The sequence below is a fragment of the Pseudomonadota bacterium genome, assembly GCA_039815145.1.
Taxonomy (GTDB): Bacteria; Pseudomonadota; Gammaproteobacteria; order Steroidobacterales; family JBCBZW01; genus JBCBZW01.
On the sequence record JBCBZW010000062.1, the window covers coordinates 1 to 20,780 of the forward strand.

Annotated in this window: 14 protein-coding genes; 5 read left to right on the plus strand and 9 right to left on the minus strand. The window is 68.3% G+C overall.

The features are described 5' to 3' along the window. The 3 genes from AAF184_15270 to AAF184_15280 all read right to left on the minus strand — a co-directional run. A partial coding sequence (locus AAF184_15270; protein ID MEO0423696.1) for a hypothetical protein occupies positions 1–851 on the minus strand: 851 nt, incomplete at its 3' end. Continuing rightward, positions 848–1,561, minus strand: coding sequence for a hypothetical protein (locus AAF184_15275; GenBank protein ID MEO0423697.1), 714 nt, complete (start codon positions 1,559–1,561; stop codon positions 848–850). The genes AAF184_15270 and AAF184_15275, both read right to left, overlap by 4 nt. Before the next feature lie 84 nt (positions 1,562–1,645). Next, positions 1,646–2,656, minus strand: a complete 1,011-nt coding sequence (locus AAF184_15280; protein ID MEO0423698.1) for a phytoene/squalene synthase family protein — start codon at positions 2,654–2,656, stop codon at positions 1,646–1,648. A 439-nt stretch (positions 2,657–3,095) separates the two neighbouring features. Here AAF184_15280 and AAF184_15285 point away from each other — a divergent pair, with 439 nt between their 5' ends. Continuing rightward, positions 3,096–4,364: a sulfotransferase gene (locus tag AAF184_15285; protein ID MEO0423699.1), complete on the plus strand. Its 1,269-nt coding sequence runs from the start codon at positions 3,096–3,098 to the stop codon at positions 4,362–4,364. On the opposite strand, the gene AAF184_15290 is transcribed toward AAF184_15285, so the two are convergent. Further along, on the minus strand, positions 4,361–5,437 hold the full coding sequence (locus AAF184_15290; protein ID MEO0423700.1) for a saccharopine dehydrogenase NADP-binding domain-containing protein: 1,077 nt from the start codon (positions 5,435–5,437) through the stop codon (positions 4,361–4,363). The two genes, AAF184_15285 and AAF184_15290, sit on opposite strands and share 4 nt — an antisense overlap. A gap of 156 nt (positions 5,438–5,593) precedes the next feature. On the opposite strand from AAF184_15290, the gene glgP reads away from it, so the two are divergent. The 4 genes from glgP (at position 5,594) to AAF184_15310 (ending at position 16,585) form a co-directional block, all read left to right on the plus strand. After that, positions 5,594–8,158 (plus strand): alpha-glucan family phosphorylase, encoded by a 2,565-nt coding sequence (glgP, locus tag AAF184_15295; GenBank protein MEO0423701.1) that lies wholly within the window; start codon positions 5,594–5,596, stop codon positions 8,156–8,158. A gap of 64 nt (positions 8,159–8,222) precedes the next feature. Further along, positions 8,223–10,199, plus strand: coding sequence for a 1,4-alpha-glucan branching protein GlgB (glgB, locus tag AAF184_15300; GenBank protein ID MEO0423702.1), 1,977 nt, complete (start codon positions 8,223–8,225; stop codon positions 10,197–10,199). Between the two features lie 48 nt (positions 10,200–10,247). Beyond that, entirely contained in the window at positions 10,248–13,064 is a 2,817-nt protein-coding gene (locus tag AAF184_15305; protein MEO0423703.1) for a PD-(D/E)XK nuclease family protein, read from the plus strand. Beyond that, the gene (locus AAF184_15310; protein MEO0423704.1) at positions 13,061–16,585 is read left to right on the plus strand and encodes a UvrD-helicase domain-containing protein; all 3,525 of its coding nucleotides are present in this window, start codon (positions 13,061–13,063) and stop codon (positions 16,583–16,585) included. Before AAF184_15305 ends, AAF184_15310 begins: the two co-directional genes overlap by 4 nt. Here AAF184_15310 and gspN read toward each other — a convergent pair. Genes gspN through gspJ form a run of 5 tightly spaced genes read right to left on the minus strand, consistent with a single transcriptional unit; the run spans position 16,582 to position 20,779 of the window. Continuing rightward, the gene (gspN, locus tag AAF184_15315; protein ID MEO0423705.1) at positions 16,582–17,343 is read right to left on the minus strand and encodes a type II secretion system protein N; all 762 of its coding nucleotides are present in this window, start codon (positions 17,341–17,343) and stop codon (positions 16,582–16,584) included. The genes AAF184_15310 and gspN overlap by 4 nt on opposite strands. A gap of 12 nt (positions 17,344–17,355) precedes the next feature. After that, on the minus strand, positions 17,356–17,832 hold the full coding sequence (gspM, locus tag AAF184_15320; GenBank protein ID MEO0423706.1) for a type II secretion system protein GspM: 477 nt from the start codon (positions 17,830–17,832) through the stop codon (positions 17,356–17,358). Next, positions 17,829–19,151: a type II secretion system protein GspL gene (gspL, locus tag AAF184_15325; GenBank protein MEO0423707.1), complete on the minus strand. Its 1,323-nt coding sequence runs from the start codon at positions 19,149–19,151 to the stop codon at positions 17,829–17,831. Before gspL ends, gspM begins: the two co-directional genes overlap by 4 nt. 15 nt (positions 19,152–19,166) lie before the next feature. Continuing rightward, positions 19,167–20,150 (minus strand): type II secretion system minor pseudopilin GspK, encoded by a 984-nt coding sequence (gene gspK / locus AAF184_15330; GenBank protein MEO0423708.1) that lies wholly within the window; start codon positions 20,148–20,150, stop codon positions 19,167–19,169. Next, on the minus strand, positions 20,147–20,779 hold the full coding sequence (gspJ, locus tag AAF184_15335; GenBank protein ID MEO0423709.1) for a type II secretion system minor pseudopilin GspJ: 633 nt from the start codon (positions 20,777–20,779) through the stop codon (positions 20,147–20,149). The genes gspK and gspJ overlap by 4 nt, the downstream gene beginning before the upstream one ends. Position 20,780 lies beyond the last annotated feature (1 nt).

The following is a 20,780-nucleotide window of genomic DNA, read 5'->3' on the forward strand; positions in this document are numbered from 1 at the left end:
GCCGCCCCTTTGCTGACGCTGCGCAGCTCCTCGTACTCGAGCGCTACGGGGCCCGTCAGGCGTACGCTCACGCCGTGGGCGCGGTCGAGATCGAGCGCCTCGGCGCGGGCGTAGATGAACTCGATCGCCGGGCGGGCCGGGGCCACCAGGGCGCTGTCGAGGCGGGGTTCGAGCAAGATCACCCGACGCCGCTCGCGGGCGTCCACCTCGCCATCCGCATCCATCAGTTCGAGCCATGGAAAGCGGTGGAAGCGACCGTCGTTCGCCGCCTCCAGGGCGCGCGTGAGTTCCCGAAGCAAGGGTTGGGCGTCCAGGTCGCTCCCTTGTTCCGCCGCGCGTCCGAGCAAGGTGAACATCTCGGCGAAGCCGCGCAGGGTGGGGTCGCGCGACAGGCGGCCCAAGAACGGTTGAATCTGCGACAGTCGGTCGCCGAGCACCTGGAGCTGCTGCGTGTCTTGGTAGAGCAGCCCCTGGCGCGCGAAGTAGGCTTCGCTGCTCTCACCTTCGCCGATGATGAAGAGGTCGTCGCGCGCGCTGATCTCCTCCAGCAGCTTGACCCGGGCCTGCTCGGCAAGGTCGGCACTGTCGCCGTCGATCACCACGACGAGGGAGCGCCACAGGATCGGGAAGGCCTCGCGGAACTCGATGAAGTCGCCGCGCCAATCCAGGTCTGCGGAGATCATGTCGGTGGTGTCGGTGTTGATGCCGATGTTGTTCACGGTGAACCAACCGGCGGCAGCGCTCAGGCCGAGGGCGAGGAGCACCCAGACCCAGGCACTACGTTGGATCAACGAGGTGCCCCGTGAGAGTCCTCGGCCGAGGGCGTTGTCGGGTGAGAACGGGTCCGTCATGGCGCTTGGGTGTCCGGCTGGGAGAGGCCCCGGCCGCACACCTGTAGGCTCGCCTGGGCGCGTCGCCACGCCTGGCCTAGGCGCAGGAGTGAGGGCAGTTGGCTCGGGCGACGAAGCAGTGAATACAGGAGTGTCGGCAGGTGAGTCTCGCCGTCGGGCCTGAGGCTCTCGGTCGCGGCAGGCGGGATGCCCATGTGCGCTTCGTCGATGATCACCCGCAGGGTGGCGAAGGCAATGCCGTGGCGCTGCGCCTCCCGGGCGTAGGCGGCGCTCTCCATGTCCACGGCGCAAGCGTTCGGAAAGCGCTGGCGAAGATCGTCCTTTGCCTCGGCGCTGTCGACCACCTTCGCCGTGCTGACGATGGTCCCGGCTCTCACGCGCAAGCCCTCTCGTCGCAGGCGATCACCTACCCGCGAGGGGAGCGAAGCCGGAGCGGCGGGTGAGGAGGGTTGATCGTCGACGAGTGCGGTGCCGAGGATCACATCGCCGGCCGCCAATTCAGGTGCGAGGGCACCGGCCACTCCTATCCCAAGCAAGGTCGCCGATGGGTCTATCCGGGCGGCGAGGGCGGCGACGGCATCCCGTGCCGCTAGCGGGCCGGGACCGCTGACGCGCAGCTGCGCATGATCACCGAGCGGGCGGCTGGCGCCGATCGCCAGGTGCACGCCACTGAGCGCGTAGGCCTCCCGCGGTAGAGCGCAGAGCAGCACAAGGGGAGATGGATCCGCGTGGGAGCCCTGTCCGGCGGCCGCGACCGCGGCGCGCGCCGGGCCGTCGCGACCGGCCACAGCGACCTACGCGGTGGCGCTCGCGGGCGCCGTGAGCGGCTCACCCATCGGCGCAAGCGGTAGGCCCTGAGCGATCCGATCGAAGAGAAAGCGTACGGTGCCGTTGCTGCCGGCGGCGAGCGAGCCGACGAGCACGGTCGCGCGCACGGTGTTGCGCGAGACCTTCACTTCCTGCCCCGTGTTGAACGACGGGTTGCTGTTGACCTTGCGCAGGGTGAATACCGCGAGGCCGATCGCCCACAGGCAGAAGCGGCGTAGGCCGCGCTCGCTGGTGGGAATGAGCAAGGTGTATTCGAGGGCCCGGCGAAGGTGTCCGTGAGCCACCCCGATGAGCTGGCGCATGCCCTCACCGAAGGCGGCTACGTGCTTACCCGGGGTGAGGTCTGCCAGGTCGAAGCCCAGGGCCTCGAAGACGTCTCGGGGAAGCCAGCAGGTGTCCGTGCGACGGTCTTCCCACACGTCCTTGAGGATGTTCGTCATCTGCAAGCCCTGGCCGAAGCAAATGGCCTGGCGCCGCTTGTCATCGCCGCGCTCGGCGATCGCCGGCGAGTAGTCGATGAACAGTTCCGTTAGCATCTCGCCGACCACGCCGGCAACGTAGTAGCAGTACTCGTTGAGCTCTTCGAGATCTTTGAGACCGCGCAGGCTCTTATGGTTCTGGAACCGCGGCATCCCCTCACACATGATGGTGACGCAGCGCTCGAGGGCGGCGCGTTGAGAGGCATTAAAGCTGTGGGTGACGGCCACCACGCGATCCGTGTTGGCGATCAGCTCGATCTCCGCGGGCAGCATGTCCTTGCTGACCATCGGCACCACCTCGTCGCTGAAGGTGCGCGCGCTGCGCGTGCCCGCGATGACCTCGATGAACTGCTCGTGGAGTTCGTGCTTGGTGGCGACGCTGAGCCCGCCATCGTCTTCGATCGTGTCCGCGATGCGGCACAGGAGGTACGCATTGGTCACTACCGTGCGCAGATTGCCGGGCAGCTGGGGGATGGTCAGGGCGAAGGTGCGAGACACCTCCGGCAATACCTGGACCTGATACGCCTCGTGCTGTTGCGTCGATCGCGCCGTGGGGGCCGAGGAGGAAGAGGAGGGGGCGGTGGTAGCCGAAGTGGCTCCGGCGGTGGAGGTGCTCCTGAGTTGACCGGTCTCGGTACCACTGGACATGTACGAAGGATGCTCGCTCGGTTCGGTCGGGCGCGAAAGGACGCGCGTGGCGGGGGCGTAAACACGTTGTGCGGCCGCGAAAGTACCACACTCGCCCCACCCAATGCCATGCCGACTTGCTGCTGTGCACCACAAGTGACCGACGCCTTATCGGTGCACCGCACTACGATGCAACACGCTGATTGCCGTAGTTATTCGGGCGAGGTAAGGTGCGCCCTCGCCAGGTCCGACGGCTCCTCCCGAGGCTACGGACTCGGGTGCTTTACCGGTGTGAAGGGGACCTTGGTAAATGAGTGAGTCGGCCCACTCCGATCGGGCTCCCTGGTACGTCAGTGCGTACAACAGCCTGGGCAGCGCGGCGGCCGCGCTGGGCTTGCGTGGCGATGCGGACTTTTCCTCGGAATCCCTGCGCCAGGGCGCGCGGCGGCGGGCCGTGGGTTGCTACGACTTCGGATTCCCGCCGGCGAGCGACCCGCTACGGCATCTGACCGACGCTTTCCTCGCCGAATCCCATGCCAGCCAGACCGGCCGGACCGCGATGCGCGAGCACCTGCTGGAGCTCCTCACCGGACGTCTACGCCTGAGCCGACGTTGGCATCAGCAGCAGAATGGCGCGGCGGAGCCAATCGAGCGCCCGATCTTCGTCTTCGGGCTGCCGCGCACGGGCACCACCTTGCTGCACAACCTCATCGCCCAGGACCCCGGCGTGCGCGTGCCCTGGACCTTCGAGGTGATGATGCCGACCCCCCAGCCCGGCGCGCTCTCGCGCGGGGCCCGACGGGCGGCCGTGGCCAAGCGCCTGCAGTGGGTACACCGCCTGGCACCGGCCTTTCGGACCGTGCACGAGGTGAGCGCCACCCTGCCGCAGGAGTGCATCGCGATCACCGCCTACGCGCTGCAGAGCATCGAATTCCACACCACCCACCGGGTGCCGGGCTACCAGGACTGGCTGGAGAGCAGCGATCAGACGCCCGCCTACGCCTTCCACCGGCGCTTCCTGCAGCATCTGCAGGCCGAGGATCGCGAACTCTCGGGCACGGCGGACTTCGCGCCCCGGCCCTGGGTGTTGAAGGCCCCGGGGCACCTCTTCGCCCTGGACGCCTTGCTGGCGGTGTATCCCGACGCGGTGCTGGCGCAGACCCACCGCGATCCGCTGGAGGTGGTCGCCTCGATCAGCAGCCACGGTGTGATCCTGCGCAAGGCCTTCAGCCAACGGGTGGATGCCCGCGAGGTGGCCCACGACTGGAGTACGCGTTGGGGGCGAGCGCTGGCGCGCACGATGGCCCAGCGCGCGGCGGACGAGCAGCTCGACAAGCGCATCCTCGATCTGCACTACACCCGGTTGCTGGCCGAACCCCTGCGCGTCGTCGAGGATCTCTACGCGCATGCCGGCCTGGCACTGAGCGTCGAAGCCCGGGCGCGCATGGAAGCCTATCTCGCCGCGAATCCCCAGGGTCGCCACGGTCGCCATCGCTATTCCCTCAAGGGCTTCGGGCTATCGCCCGACGAGGAAGCCGAGCGCTACGCCGCCTATCGCGCCTGGCTCAATATCGCCTAGCCGTCGCTCACGGCGATCGCGCTCGATCCGGGCAGGGAACTCACAAAGTCGGCGCCCATGAGTTGGCCCGGGGTGTGGTAGCCGCCGGCGCAGTTGCCCTCGAGTACGTGACGCGCGATCGCTAACGCCGCCTCGACCGTGACCTCGTAGCCGTTGGCGGTGGTCAGGCGCGCCACCTTGCATTCGCCGGTGCGCTCGTCCACCACCTCACCCCACAACGTCGTCGCGTGGGTCGCTCGGGCGTCAGCGTCCGGTCCGCGGGCCTGGCGGCCGGCCAGTTCCTTGGCCAGCCAGAGGGCGCCCGGCAGGTGCAGGAGAGGACCGAGCGGGCGTAGCTGTCGCAGGCGCTTGAGGGCGCCGGGGGAGATCGGCACGTAGACGTCGATGTTCGGGATGGCGGTGCTGTGCGAGGCGGTGACCAGATCGCCCCAGGTGATCGCCATGGTGAGCTTTTCACCGGTGCCGAAGTCGATCTGGCGGGTTCGGTGGGCCAGGGGTTCGCGCACGAGTTTGCCGTCGACGCGGGCGCGCCCGCCGGCCGCCACCCCTTCGATGGAGGTGCGCGTGGTGCCGGGGCTCAGGCTGGAACGCGAGTCGAAGGCGAGGGACAGGTGGGTGGCGCTGGGCATCGCGGCGGCGAGGGTCATCGCGACGCAGTCGGTAGGCACGACGTCGAAGCCGACGCCCGGGCACACCACCACACCGCCCTCGCGGGCACGGGCGTCCAGCCCCTGCGCCAGTTCGAAGACGGCCACCTCGCCGGTGATGTCCAGGTAGTGGGCGCCCGCCGAGAGCGTCGCCGCCAGCATCGGTTGGGCCGTGCTCGAGAACGGTCCAGCGCAATGCAGCACCAGCTGGATGTCGTGCAAGGCCTCCGCCAGGCGGGGATCCTCCAGGGCGCAGGGGCGCGCGGGAAGGCCCAAGGCGTCGGCGAGGGCGCCTAAGCGCGTCGCGTCGCGCCCGCAGAGCACCGGCCGTAGGCCACGCGCGGCACAGCGCCGGGCGATCAGCTCGCCGGTGTAACCGTAGGCGCCGTAGATCATGAATCCATCGTGCTCGTGCATCGTGCTCATCCCTTGTGTCGTCCGCTCGCGAGCGTGCCGAGGAAGCACATGAAGAACGGCGTATTCGCTGTCATTCGGGGGCGGCTGCGAGTATCTTTGCAGCGCCCAAATCGCGCTACGAGCGAAAACCGCCCGTCGCGCCGATCGCCCTGATTCGAGGACCCCATGCCAGGCACCAGTTACTACCTCGAGGTTCGCCCTCAGCTACCGGATTCACTCGCCCGTTTGGACGAGCTGGCCAACGATCTCTACTACAGTTGGGACCCCTCCGTGCGCGCCCTCTACGCCCGCCTGGACCCGCAGCTGTGGAACGACTGCGGCCACACGCCAAGGGTGTTCCTGCGCCGGGTGGCTCAGGCCCGCCTCGAGGAGGCGGCGGCTGACCGGGTCTACATGCGTGAGTACACGCGTGTCCTGTCGGCCTACGACAGCTACCGCGAGTCGGCTCGCGCACCGCAGGTCACCGAGGTCCTCGACCCGGAACACGATCTGATCGCCTACTCGTGCTTCGAATACGGCATCCACGAGAGCTTCCCCCTCTACTCGGGAGGGCTCGGAGTGCTCGCTGGCGATCATTGTAAGGCGGCGAGCGACATGGGCGTGCCCTTCGTAGCCATCGGTATGCTCTATCGCCTCGGTTTCTTCTCGCAGGAGATCGATGCGCACGGCAACCAGGTGGCGCGCTACCGGCCCACTGACTACGCCGACGTGCCCCTCGAGATCTGCCGAGGCGACGACGGCCGGGAGCTGCGCACCAGCGTAAGCCTGCCGGGCCGAGAGATCGCCCTGCGCATCTGGCGTGCTCGCTGCGGTCACATTAGCCTGTACCTGCTGGACACGGATGTGGAGGAGAACAGCGAACAAGATCGACGCATCTCCTATCAGCTTTACGGCGGTGACCGCACCACTCGGATTCAGCAGGAGATCGTGCTCGGCATCGGCGGTGTCCGCGCGATGCGGGCGTTGGGCCTCGCGCCCACGGTCTGGCACATCAACGAGGGCCACGCGGCCTTCCAGATCCTGGAGCGTTGCCGCGAGCGGGTGATGGGCGAGGGGCTGGCCTTCGACACGGCCATCGAGTCCGTGGCGGCGGCGACGGTGTTCACCACGCACACGCCGGTGCCTGCCGGCCACGATGTCTTCGACCACGCGATGATGGCGGAGTACTTCGAGCCCTTCGCGCAGGCACTCGGCCTGCAGCTCCCCGAGCTGTTGGCCCTCGGTCAAGCACCTAATCATCCCAATAGCTTCAATATGACGGCCCTTGGCCTGCGCGGGTCGCGCTTTCGCAACGGTGTGAGCCGCATCCATGGCGGTGTGGTCTCCGAGATGGAGCAGTACATCTGGCCCGAAGTGCCGCCGGAGGAAAATCCGATCGGCTACGTGACCAACGGGGTGCACCTGCCCACCTTCCTGGCGGAGGATTGGAGCGCGCACTTCGATGTGATGCTCGGCGGCGGATGGCGTAACGAGCTGAGCAACGCCGAGTACTGGTCGGAAGTGCCCGCGAAGATTCCCAACCACAGCTTCTGGAGTATCACCCAGTCGCTCAAGGCGCGCTTGCTGGAGGACATGGCCCATCGGGTGACGGTGCAGGCCAAGCGCCACGGCGCCAGCGAGCCGCAGATCGCTCGCTTGACGGCACAGCTGCGCCCCGCGGACCGCGACGTGCTCGTGCTCGGGTTCGCCCGCCGCTTTGCGACCTACAAGCGTGCGACCCTCCTGCTGCGCGATCTCGATCGCCTGGCGCGGCTGCTGAACGACGAGGAGCGGCCCGTGATCCTGGTGTTCGCGGGCAAGGCCCATCCCTCGGACATGCCGGGGCAGGATCTCATTCGGCAGGTCCACGCGATCTCCAAACGACCGGAGTTTCTGGGTCGCCTGTTGCTGCTCGAGAACTACGATCTATCGCTAGCGCGCACGCTCTACCCCGGGGTGGATGTGTGGCTGAACACCCCCGAGTACCCGATGGAAGCCAGTGGCACCTCGGGCCAGAAGGCGGCCATGAACGGCGCCGTCAACCTGAGCATTCTCGATGGCTGGTGGGGCGAGGGCTACAACGGCGAGAACGGTTTCGCGGTGGCGGCCCACGGGCCCGACGACGATCCCCATACGCGCGATGCGATCGAGAGCCAGGAGATGCTCGATTTGCTCGAGCACAGGATCATCCCGCTCTACTTCAAACGTGAAGAGCACGGCTATTCGGACGATTGGGTAGCGGTGACGAAGGCGTCCCAGGCCAGCATCCTGCCGCGCTTCAACGCCCAGCGCATGCTCGAAGACTACCTACGAGGATTCTACGGTCCCGCCGCGGCGCAGCGACGCCGCCTCGACGGCGAGCACTTTCTCTGGGCGCGGCGACTGGCGGAGTGGCGCTCGCGCATCGAGCGGGCGTGGCCTCAGGTCAGCGCGATGATGGAGTCGGCGCAGCCGAGCGCCATCGGTCAGGGGGAGACCTTGCCGCTACAGGTGTCGCTCGCCCTCGGCGAGCTGGACGCCTCGGACATCGTGATCGAATGCGTGACTGGGGTGGAGGATGCCAACGGTGAGCTGCAGGTGCAGGCGAGCCAGGAGTTCGAAGCCGCGGGCGGGGGCACCGGGGGCGTAGTCACCTACCGCCTGGACTACCGCCCGCCGCTGGCGGGCCTTCAGTGCTACCGCATCCGCCTCTTCCCGTGGCACCCGTTGTTGACGCACCGCTTCGAGATGGGGCTGATGCGCTGGCTGTAGGACAGGAAGGCCCGGCGATGGCATGCTGTCGCCGGGACCACGACCAAGGCTGCGGGGCGATGCGATGCCGGTAGGACTCAGCGACTTCGACAGCTACCTGTTCGGCATCGGGCAGCACTACGAGCTCTACGAGAAGCTCGGTGCTCGGCCGCAGGCGCGCGACGGCGTCGAGGGCACGTACTTCGCGGTCTGGGCGCCCCATGCACGTCATGTCGCCGTGGTCGGGAACTTCAACGGCTGGAACCCCGCCGAGCACGTCATGGCGCGGCTAGAGAATGCGGGTGTGCACGAGCTCTGGATCGCCGGCGTCGCATCGGGCGATCTCTACAAGTACGCGGTGACGGGCGCCGACGGCGAGCAGCAGATGAAGTGCGACCCCATGGGGTTCGCCATGGAGCTGCGTCCTGCTAACGCGTCGATCGTCAGCGACCTCGATGGCTACACCTGGGGCGATGCCGGGTGGGTGCAGGCGCGTGCCGAGCAGCCTTGGGCCGAGGCCATGAACATCTACGAGGTCCATCCAGGGTCCTGGAAGCGCATCTCGCAGGACGACGACGAGGAGCGCCTGTTCTCCTGGCACGAGTTGGCCCAGGAACTCATCCCTTACGTCGCGGATCTCGGCTACACGCACATCGAGCTCATGGGCGTCGCGGAGCATCCGCTGGACGCGTCCTGGGGCTATCAGGTGGTGGGCTACTACGCGCCTACCGCGCGCCACGGCTCACCTCACGATTTCATGGCCTTCGTCGACGCCTGCCATCGCGCGGGCATCGGCGTGATTCTCGATTGGGTGCCGGCCCACTTTCCCCGTGACGCCCACGGCCTGGCCCGCTTCGACGGCACCAGCCTCTACGAGTACGCAGACCCGCGCGTGGGCGAGCACCGCGAGTGGGGCACCAAGGTGTTCGACTACGGCAGCCCCCAGGTGCGCAACTTCCTGGTGGCTAACGCGCTCTTTTGGTTGGATCGCTACCATGTGGATGGCCTGCGCGTCGACGCCGTCGCCTCCATGCTCTACCTCGATTACAACCGCGAGGAAGGGCAGTGGATCCGCAACAAGCACGGCGGCCGGGAGAACCTCGAAGCCATCGAGTTCCTTAAGGAGCTGAACGAGACGGTGTCCCGCTATCGTCCAGATGCGTTGATGATCGCCGAGGAGTCCACGGCCTTCGCCGGCGTCACCCACGGGGTGGATGGGGGCGGCCTCGGCTTTCGCTTCAAGTGGAACATGGGCTGGATGAACGACACCTTGCGCTACATGGCGCTCGATCCCGTGCATCGCTCCGCGAACGCCAACCTGATCACCTTCTCCATGGTGTACGCGTACAGCGAGAACTACCTGCTGGCCCTGTCCCATGACGAATTCGTCCACGGCAAGGGCTCCCTGGTCTCGAAGATGCAGGGCGATGCCTTCTGGCGCCTCGCGCAGGTGCGCCTGTATCTCGGCTGGCAACTCGCCCATCCGGGCAAGCAACTGCTCTTCATGGGCAGTGAGTTCGGCCAGGAACGGGAATGGTCCGAGGCACGGAGCCTCGATTGGCACCTGCTCGAGGAACCGGGTCATCGGACCTTGCTGGATTACGTTCGGACGCTAAACCACTTCTACCGCGCGCAGCCGGCCTGCTGGTCCTTGGACGCAGACCCGAAGGGCTTCCGATGGCTGGTGGTCGACGATCACGCGCACAGCGTGTACGCGTTCGTGCGCGAGGCGGATGCCGAACGGTTCCCCGAAGCGTCCATGCTCGTCTTCGCCTTCAACTTCACCCCGGTCAAGCGCACCGACTACGCGCTCACCGTGCCGGTCAGCGGAGAGTACGAGATCGTGCTGGACAGCGACGCGGCCGCCTTCGGGGGGGCCGCGCAGGGGGCAGCATCCGATGCGCCGGCGGTCGTCCACGCTAAACCGTTGCAGAAGGACACCTCGCCAACGAACGAGGCGCCGTCGTCCACTGCCGACGATGGCGAGCCGGTGTCCGGCGTGCTTCGGTTGAACCTTCCGCCGCTCGCGATGTTGGTATTGCGACGGCGAGCGACGGACTGAGGCGCGGCGCCAGGGAGGGCGCACGCCAGGCTTGAGGACGACAGCGCGATGGACCCGCGGCTGATCAACGCAATTCACCAGGGCGTCACCGTCGTGGTGCCCAACGCCACGGCGGCACGACACCTGCGTGCACGTTATGCCCGTTGGCGCGCCCAACAGGGAGAACGTCACGAGTCGCTCGGCGCGTCGTCGGCGCGTTCGGCCGCCGTGTGGACGACACCCGACGTGGTGAGCTGGGGCGGATGGCTCGCGCGCCTGCAGGAGTATCTCCTGTGGGATGGCGCCCTCGGCTATCCCGGGGAGTTCATCGATCGCTACCGCGAAGAACTCATCTGGGAGCAGGTAATCGGGCCCGATGACGATGCGGGTCAGGCCACTCGGCTCTCGCGCCTCGCCGTCGACGCCTGGGAGACGGTGGATGCGTGGGAGGCCCGCGATCTGCTCCTCAGCGACGGGGCGAGCTTCGGCCCAGAACCGGCGGCCTTGCAACGCTGGGCGCAACGCTACGAAGCGGTGCTGGCGGAGCAACGCTGGGTGGATCGTGCGCAGGCCGGGCGCGCCCTGCGTCAGGCGGTGAGCCGCGTATCCCTAGAAGGCCAGAGCATCATGATGTTCGGCTTCGACGCCTTGCGTCCCGCCGAGCGATCACTCCTGCGCCGCCTGGCGACGCAGGGTCTGCGTATTCGCGCGTGCCGGCCGCGGCGCCGTCCCATCACCGGGGAGGGCCTTCGCCATCTGCGCTTCGCCGACGACGCGACCCAATTCTCGGCCCTGGGCGATTGGGTGCGCGATGCCCTGCGGCGCCACGCCGGCGGCGCCATTCTGATCGCGCCGCCGCAGCGGATCCTGCCCGAAAGCCCGGCGGGGCGGCGCATCGCACGGGCCCTGGACGATGCGCTGGTGCCCGTCTCCCTGCTGCCGGGCATGAGTACCCTGCCGCGACCGTGGAGCTTCGCCCAGCAGGGGCCCCTGGCCGATCAACCGCTCGTGCGCTCCGCCCTGGCCGTGCTCCAACTGGTACGCGAGCGGCTCGCTGCCGATGAATTCTCTTCGCTCCTCCACGAACCCTCCGTGGACGGTGGCCAGCAGGAGTCGGCGGCGCGAGCCCTGTTCGATGTTTGGCTACGCGAGCACGGCTGGCGGCAGGTGGAGGTGCGCGAGTTGCCCTCGCTGCTGCGCCAGTACGGTCGCCGTGGGCGCCGTCCCACGGGGCTGGAACAGGCCTTGACCCAGGCCGGTGCGGCGCTTGCTTGTGCGCGCACCTTGAACGTCGATGGGTGGGTCGAGCACTTCCGAAGCTTACTGCAGGCCTTCGGTTGGCCGGGGCGCTTCGAGTCCTTGATCCAGCAACAGGCGGCGGATGAGTTCAATACCGCGCTCAGTCGACTGGCCGAGGTGGCCCACCTGATACCGGCGCTGACGGCGGAGCAAGCCTTGATGCGCCTTCAGCGCTTGCTGCAGGCGGCGCCGTTCCAACCGGAGCAGGGCGATACGCCCGTGCTGGTGGCGTCCTTGGGCAGCGCCCTCGCGATCGACGTCGACGCCCTGTGGATCCCCTCCCTGGACGCGCTCAGCTGGCCACCGCCGCCGCGGCCGCAGCCCTTGCTCGGGGTCGCCTTGGCGCGGCACCTGGGGCTTCCCCAGGCGAGCGCCAGCGGTCAGCGCCAGCAAGCGCAACGCACCCTGCGCCACGCCCTGCGAGGTGCGGCACAGGTGGTCGTCTCGAGCGCAGCCCGCCTCGGTGAGCAGGTACGGGCCCCGAGTCCGATGATGCACGCCTTGGCGCCAGCGCCGGAGATGGTCCACGGCGCCCTGCGCCGCAGTCCGCGTCTGCCGGTGCCCCCCGCGGAGCTCGAGTCCTTCATCGATGAGAGCGGTCCGCCGCTGGGCGGGTCGCCTGCAGCGGCCGAAGACGCTGCCACCCTGCCGGGGCTGGAGCCACAGGCCCGCGGCGGCGCGAGCGTGATCGCGATGCAGGCGGAGTGTCCCTTCAAGGCCTTCGCCAGCTCACGCTTGGCCGCCGGTGCGCTTCCCGATCCGGGGCAACGCGGGGCATTGCGTAGAGGCGTGTTGCTGCACGAAACGCTGGCAGCGGTCTGGGCGATTCTCGAAGACAGCGAGGGATTGGCGCGGTTGCTGCGCCAGCAGGGTGCGCTGGAGTCGACGCTCTCGGAGGCGCTGGCCCTCGAGCGCAGTGCGTTGGATCGTCGCGGCTACGCCAAGCTGCCGCCGGCCCTCGCAGAGGTGGAGCGCCGGGTGGTGACCGCCACACTGGCCCAGTGGCTGCGGCAGGAGGGCGAGCGCCAGCCGTTTCGCGTGGTCGGTATCGAGCAGACCCATGCGCTGGTGCTCGGTGGCCTACGCTTGTCCCTGCGTATCGATCGAGTGGATGAGTTGGGTGCTGGCAAGCGCATCGTGCTCGACTACAAGTCCGGGCAAGCCGTATCGCGCCGCCGCTGGGAGGGTACGCGACCCGATGCGCCGCAACTCCCGCTCTACGCCTTAGCCCTCGAACCCGCGCCGGACGCGGTCGCGTTCGCCGTGCTGGCACCAGGGGGGCAACGGTTCGTCGGGATGGGAGCGGACGCGGAGCTGCTGGTAGGGCTGGAGTCCCCCGCGACGGCGATCACCGCAAGCGCGGGCGACCCGTGGAGCGAGCAGCTGTCCCAGTGGCGATCGACGCTTTCCGCCTTGGCCAGCGAGTTCGCGCGCGGCGATGCGCGGGTGGCGCCCTCGAGGGGCCCCGCTACCTGCCAATTCTGTGAGCTGGCGAGCCTCTGCCAGATTCCGCGCACGGCCACAGCAGAGCCCGGGGGCGACTTAGCACCTGTCCTCGATGGCCCCGAGGGATTGGTTCCTTCATGAGCGACGTCAGCGGGCAGCAGGCGCTAGCGGCCGACCAACACGCACGCGCGCAGGCGATCGACCCCGAGCGCTCCTGGGTGGTTCGCGCACCGGCCGGATCCGGCAAGACGGAGTTGCTGATCCAGCGCTACCTGGCCTTGCTGGCCCGCTGTGAGCAGCCGGAGCAAGTGCTGGCCATCACCTTCACCGTGAAAGCGGCAGCGGAGATGCGCGAGCGGGTGATCGGCGCCCTGCAGCGTGCCGAACACACGGCACCGCCCACGCAGCCCCACGCGCGCAGGACCTGGGATCTCGCGAACGCCGTGGTCCTGCGCGATCGCGCGTGCGGCTGGCGCTTGACGCTCACGCCGGCCCGCCTTCGTATCCAGACCATCGACGCCCTGTGCATGCACATCGCCAGCCGCCACCCCCTGAGCGCGCGCTTGGTGGGCATCGATGCGATCAGCGAACGGCCCGACGTGCTCTACGGCGAGGCGGCCCGCGCGCTGTTCGAGCGCTGGGCGGGGCGCGATCCGGCGGACGGCGAGATGGCGCCGGAGCAACGCTTGCTGGAGCACCTCGACGGCGATCAGGAGCGCGCGATTGTGCTGGTCGCCCACATGCTATCTGTGCGCGATCGATGGCTACGGCATGTGGTAGGCGGCGTCGCGGGGCTGGCGCGCGTGGCGTGGCGAGAGCTCCTCGAGGACGGTCTGCAGGCGGTTTGCGGCGCCTACCTGCAACGCCTGCATCGGTTGGTGCCCAGCGCCCAGGCTCAAGAACTGCAGGCGCTGGCGATCGCCGCTGGGGCGGCGTTGACCGCGTCGGGCAGCGACTCGCCGATCACCGCCTGCGCCGACCTGCAGAGCCTTGCGCCTGGCGAGGACCTCAGCCAGTCGCTCGCGATCTGGCGCGGCGTGCGTGAGTTGCTGCTCACGCGCCAGGGCGATCTACGCGCCCAAGTGAGCCAGCGCATCGGCTTCCCCGCGCCGCGCACGGGCGATCACCGCGCGACCGCGCAACGCGAGCGCATGCGCGAGCTGCTGCAAGCGTTGGGGCCGCATCAGGCGTTTCTGACGCACCTTCACGGTCTGGCTCGCCTGCCGGCTCCCGCCTACGGCGACAGTCAATGGCAGCTGGTCGATGCGTTGATGCAGCTGCTGCCCCGGGCCGTGGCTCACCTTAAGATCGTCTTCGGCGAACGGGGTGAGGTCGACTTCACCGAGGTCTCCCACGCCGCCCTGAGGGCCCTCGATTGGGAAGCATCGAACGAAGACGCCGCTACCCTCGCCAGCGCCACCGCACTCGACCTCGACGAACAGGTCCGCCACATCCTCGTGGACGAGTTCCAGGACACCTCCCATCCTCAGCTGGCCTTGCTGCGAGGACTCACCAACGCCTGGGCGAGTGGGGATGGGGAGCGGACGCTCTTCGTGGTCGGCGACCCGATGCAGTCCATCTACCGCTTTCGCGACGCGCAGGTGCAGTTGTTCGCTCAGGTGCAGCGCCATGGTGTCGGCGAACTGGCGTTGCCCTCCCTGCAACTGCGACGCAACTTCCGCTCGAACGCTGCGCTGGTGCGCTGGGTCAACGAGGCGATGACCGCCGTCGAGAGCGCAGGGGCAGCCGATGGCGAGGTAGGGCGGGTGCGCTTCGAAGCGAGCGAACCCGTTCGCGAAGGTGCAGTTGGTGCGCATGTCACCCTGGCGCTGCAAGGGGAGCACTCGCGTGAGGCGGAAGCCAAGTGGGTCGTAGAGCGAGTCCGTGCGGCACTCGATGAGCCCGCTAGCACGGTGGCCGTGCTGGTGAGAGCCCGCGATCACCTGGCCCACGTCCTACCCGCTTTGCGTGCCGCGCGCCTGCGCTACGTGGGGGTGGAGATCGAGCCCCTGCGCGACACGCTCGAAGTCCGCGACGTGCACGCCTTGACCCGAGCCCTGTGGCACCTCGGCGACCGCGCCGCTTGGTTGACCGTGTTGCGCGCCCCCTGGTGTGGCATGTCGCTGCACGACCTGCACGCCCTCGTGCTCGAGGATCGCGGGCGCACTGTCTGGGATTGCGTGATCGACCAGCGCGGCCGCGCACGGCTGAGCGAAGACGGGCGGCGGCGCCTATCGCGCGTGAAAGGCGTGCTCGCCGACGCGTGGCGCCAACGCGGGAGCGCGAGCCTGCGCGATTCCGTGGAGGGGGCGTGGACAGCCATGGGAGGTGCGGCGACCCTACGCAGTGAGCAGGCCCTGGCGAACGTGCACCGCTACTTCGATCTCCTCGATCAGGTGGACCGCACCGGGCGCTTGCGCGACCTAGCTCCCCTCGAACGCGGCCTGGCGGCACTCTACGCCGAGCCCGACCCGCGAGCGGATGGTCGCCTGCAGGTCATGACCATGCACAAGTCCAAGGGCTTGGAGTTCGATGTGGTGGTCATTCCGGGGTTGGGCGCTACGCCGCGTGTCGCCCCTCGCGCCTTGCTCGAGGTGGGCGAGGTGGCGTTGCACGAGATCGATCCGAACGCGGGGGAGGGGAGCCGGTTGCTCGTGGGGCCGATCGGCACGCGGCGCGCGAGCGATCCCATTGGGGATTACCTGCGTGGCCGCGAACGCCAGCTCGATAGGGACGAGGCCCTGCGCCTCGCCTACGTCGCGCTCACCCGCGCCCGCGAGGCACTGCACCTGTCCGGGGAGCTGCGTCCGCCCAACAACAGCAGCCCTGGCGGCAACGAAGATGGGCAAGAGGAAGCGCGGCCCGCACCCGGATCGCTGCTCGCCCTACTGGAGCCGGGCTTGCGCGCGACGGCTCTGTGGACCGTGCCAACGACCGCGACGGGCCAGATCGCGGAGGAGCCGCTGACTGCGCTCGCGCAAACCCTCCATCGCTTGCCGTCGGACTGGTCTTTGAAGCGCATGCCCGTGCCCGAGGTGGTGCGCGTGCCGCGGCCGTCCCTGGCCGAGGAATCCGTGCTCCTGCCGCGTGAAGGTGCCGGGGAGGTGGCACGCCACGTGGGGCGAGTCGTGCACTGGGTGCTGGCGCGGATGGCCGCCCAGCGCGGACCTTTGCCCGCGCCCGCCGACGAGGCCGCCGCACTCAATCGACGCGTCGTCGACGCGTTGCATCGGGCAGGCCTGCGCGCGGATCCGTTGCTGGACGCTGCCCGACGGGCCTTGACGGCGATCCGGGCCACCTTGGAGGACACCCAGGGGCGCTGGGCCCTCGGCGAACAAGGCTCGCAGGTTCAGGCCGGTTGGGGCCTATCGGGATGGCTCGAGGGGCGGGCGGTCAGCGCGCGCGTCGACCTTAGCTTCCTCGTAGGTGACGTGCGCTGGCTGGTCGAGTTGCGCACCTCCGAGCACCAGGGCGGGGGCGTGGAGCAGTTTCTCCAGGCGGAGGCCCGCAACGTGGGGCGAGAGCTGCAGCTCGCGATGCGTTTGGCCGAGATGCTGGAGACCGAACGGGAACACCGCGCGGGCGTCTACTTCCCCATGCTCGGGGAGTGGCGCGAGATCGCACCCACCGCACAGAACAGCGACGACGAGTCGGCAGACTAGAAGAAGTCGTTGCTGCAGATCAGGGGCGCGGCCTGCGCCAGCGAGGTGCTGGCGCCAGCGCGGGCCCGTGACTCGCACTCGCGGTCGAGGCTGCCATCGGCGCGCAGGGTCGCCGTGCCTTGCAGGGCGAGCGGTCCGCTCTGGGTGTCGGCGTACTCCACCTGCACGTCGCCGGTGGCGGGCTCCGTACGGAAGGAGAGATCGAAGTCGCCGAGGGAGTCGCTGCCCAGCAGGGGCACGCTGACCGTGCGCAGCTGTAGGCGTCCGTCCGCCCGTTCGGGCCACCCGGCGCCTTCGCTGGCGTTCAACACCACGTGCTCGAGCTCGAAGTCGACGGTGCCGCTCAAGCCGCCCAACATGGGCACGGAGAGCAGGGGCGCGACGGCGTCGATGCGCGCGCGTCCACGGGTGCTGACCAGTCGCACGCCGCCGCCGCTGGCGGGACTGATGCGACCGCGAAGCCCGGCGATCGTGGGCCCGTCAGCCTCCACCAGGTACTCCAAGCGTCCGAGAAACAAGGACAGCGGCTGGAAGCGCCAACGCAGGCGCCCGAGATACACGCCCTTGGGGCCAGCATTCCCGCTGCCGGCCACCGTGACGCTCGCTGCGCTGGCGGAGCCCGACCAGATGGTGCCCGCCACACCTTGCATGGCGACCTGCTTGTTCAACCCCGCCCAGGCGAACGCCGGGCCGGCCGGTACGTGCAGGATCAAGGCCACGACGAATACGGCACCGCCGATCATCAGCAGTCTGCGCACCTCGGCGTCCACTTAGGATCCCGCTCGCGCCAGCGTGACTCGGAAGTTGCCGGTGCCGGGGATATCCCCGGGTTGCACGGCGGCATCCACTACGCGCAGGGAGGCTCCGCTCTCGAGGTTACCGAGCAATTTCATCAACTCGTCGAAGGGGGCGTTACGAAACTCGGCTCGCACGCCGTTGTTACCGTTCGGTCGGCTTTGCTCGAGGTAGGGCTGGAGGCCGGCGCTGCGCACCTGGCGGCTCAGCTCCGTCACGGCGCTGCCGCCACCGCCGCCGCCCCCGTTGCCGCGTGTGGTGGCCCGACCCTGGTTGGCCTGGATCCACTGCAGCAGCTGCGTGTGCTCGCGCACGCTCGCCTGATGCTTGTCCACCGCGCCGTAGAGGGGACTGATGATGCCGCCGTACAGGATGCTGATCACGGCGATGATCGAGCCGATCACCAGCACCCAACGCTCGCGCGTCTCTAGTCCTTCGAACCACTCTTTCATGCGTTAGGCCTGGTCAATTCAATGCGGAACTCGACCTCGTCCGCCTGGGGGTTCACCTGCTCGATCTCGAGGTTGATGCCGCCCCGATCGGCTACCATGCGCTTGATCTCATCGAGCGTGTCTACGCTTGGGGCCAGCAGCTTCAGATCCATCTTCTGACGAGCGAACCGCACCTCTTCGATACGTGTGTTGGGGTTGTCGCGCAGGGCGCTGCCGAGTACGTCGAGCATGGTGAGGAATAGCTCATTTTCGGTTGGTCCGGCACCATCGCCGAGACATCGCGCGAGTTGTTCCCGCACGCCGAAGCTCGCGTTGATGCCGCCCGGGCACAGCTGTTCAGCGGCGGTGGCCACCTGGGCGCTCAAGCGGGCATCTTCCGCGCGTAGCTGCAGCAGTTGTGCCCCCTTGCCACCGATCATGGTGAGGAACAGCACGCCGACCAGCACCGCGGCCACCCGCCACTCGCGCCACAGGGCGCCGTAGTGGGAGGCCGGGGCGTAGGCGCCCTGGAGCAGATTGATCGCTTCGACTTCCTGGGCCGCTTGCTGGGCGAGCAGCGGCGCGGCGCCAGCGGTCAGCTCGCGTCGCTCGACGCGCTCCATGCGGCTCTCCAGGGCGTCCAACATGGCGGCGTGGCGACGCAGGTCCTCCGCGCTGGCGAAGATCGTGAGGATGCTGGGCGGGCTGTTGTCCGCGTCCGCATCGTCGTCCTGGGAATCCTCGTCACCTTCGGCGCCGTCGCTCTGGTCAGCGGCGGGGCTGATGTCGTTCCGGCCTGCACCTAATGCATCCAGTAGCAATTCGAGGTTATCCACCTGATCCACCACCGGCGGCTGGCCGTGGGCGGCGAGCTGCAGGTGATCGCCGTCGATCAGGGCGACCGCGGTGCGCGAGGGCGGGTGCAGCAGCGCCGACTCCGCGAACATCGCCTTCGCCGGAAGCTTGAGTTCGGCAAGAGTCTCGGTCCACTGCTCCATGAGATCGGCGGCCACGGCGGCGACCGGCACATCGCCGTTATCTTCGCGGGCGCCAATGGCGAAGTGCAGGGTGCCCACGTCCTCCGCGATGTGCTCCTCCAGGGCGAAGGGCACGGTCGCCAGAATCTTCGCGGCGCCCTTCACGGGCACGCGGGTCATGCGGTGCAAGACGTGCTCACCGGGCACCAGGGCGACCACGCGCGTACCTTCGCCCGGCGGGGTGGTCAGCTCGCTCGGGGAGACGACCTGCACGGGGTGGCCGACGCTGCCCTCACCGACGCGCAGGACTTCTGGCGCAGCGTCCTGCTCGGCGGATAAACGGACGATCAGATGTTCGGGCATGGCGGGCTCAGGTTCTTATTCTGTGTGGAATGTGCGGAAACGGGTCCAGACCTGACCCTGATTGTCGCGCTCGAGCAAACTGTACATTGTGAACAGGGTAGCACCAACGGTCACCCGCACGATGAGACGGAAGTAGTTGGAATTGACGGTCACGCTGGCCGCGCCGCCGCCTTCCAGGCCGATCTGCTGACTGAGGTCATCCAGATTCTCGTAGGGGGTTACGCCGGCTTGCTCGAAGATGCCCTGGGCATCGCTTGGGCTAATGTTCTCCGAAAGTGACTGCAGCACCACCGGGGAGGCCGTGTTCGGGTTGATCGCCGTGCCCGGCGGCAGGGCGGTGACGAAGGGCCGCAGGGCGCGCCAGGCGGCCACGTCGAAGGTGCCGATGGCGAGCAGCTCGCTCGGGTTGGTGATCGCCAGGTTGGCGGTGCGGTAGGCGGGTTCCTGACCCGTGTAGAAGTCGTCTTCGGCGCCGTCGGGGAAGGCCACTTCCTGGTTCGAGTCGATCCAGTCCGCGGCGGCGTAGGCGAGGGCGGGATCGATTTCGAGGGCCTGCAGGAGCCGCTGGAACTGGGCCACCGCATTTTCGTCGATGTTCTGTTGCGCGCCCTGCTGCTGCAGGCCGCCACCAGGTTGTTGCTGCTGCTGTTGCTGCCCGCCGGCGAGGTTGTTGAGGTTGAAGCGGCCGTGCATGTCCTCGAGGGTGCCCTCGATGAGGCCGTTGTCGATAGGCAGCGGCGGCAGGGACGTGGCCCAGGCTTCCAGGCGGTGGTCGGACTGCGTGTCCTGCAGATCCTGGCGCAGGATGTCGTGGGCCCAGCTCTCCGCGCCGAGGGCGTACTGCATGGCCACCTCCGAGCTCACCAGCACCGTGGTGCGGCGGAAGTGCAGCTGGTAGGCGTCCGCGAGGGCGACCGTGATCACCGTGGCGAGGGCGGCGATGAGCACCGCCGTCAGCAGCGCTGCGCCGCGCTGCCGTCGCGGATGACCGGTGGTCATGGGCTCAGCTCCACGACCCGACGAATCTGCCCGAAGTCCTCCATCACCAGCACGAACTCGACGGCCAGCGGGCGCGCGTAGAGCTGCGCCTGGGGGTCGCCGCCGGCGTTCAGCGGCGGCCAATCCGTCTGCCAGGCACGGGTGGAGTCCATGAAACGGATGGTCATCTGCTCTACGCCGTCGAGCAACGCGATGCGCACCGGTTGGCTGCCGAGCGTTCGGTCCAGCACCTGCCAGTACACGCGTACCAGCGAGCCGTCGTCGATCAGGTACGCGACGCGTTGCAGCGTCGGACGGCGGGCGCCGATCGTGTTGCTCCAGCCGCCGCGGGTGAATTCCAAGGGGAACTCGCTGGTCGCCCCGGACACCATCGCCGGTACACGGCCTTCGCCGAGAAGGTCGCGCACGGGCCGCGGTTGCGCCTGGTACAGGTCGCTGGCCATGTAGCGCACTGCGAACTGCAGCTCCTGCAGGCGCTCTGCGGAGGCCCGCAGAATGCCGTCCTGCTGCAACAGGCGGTTGAGGCTGCCGAAGGCGAGCAGTCCGAAGATCGCGAAGATCCCCGCCACCACGATGATCTCGATCAGGGTGAAGCCGTGGGTGCGCCTGGGCAGCCGAGCGGACGGCATG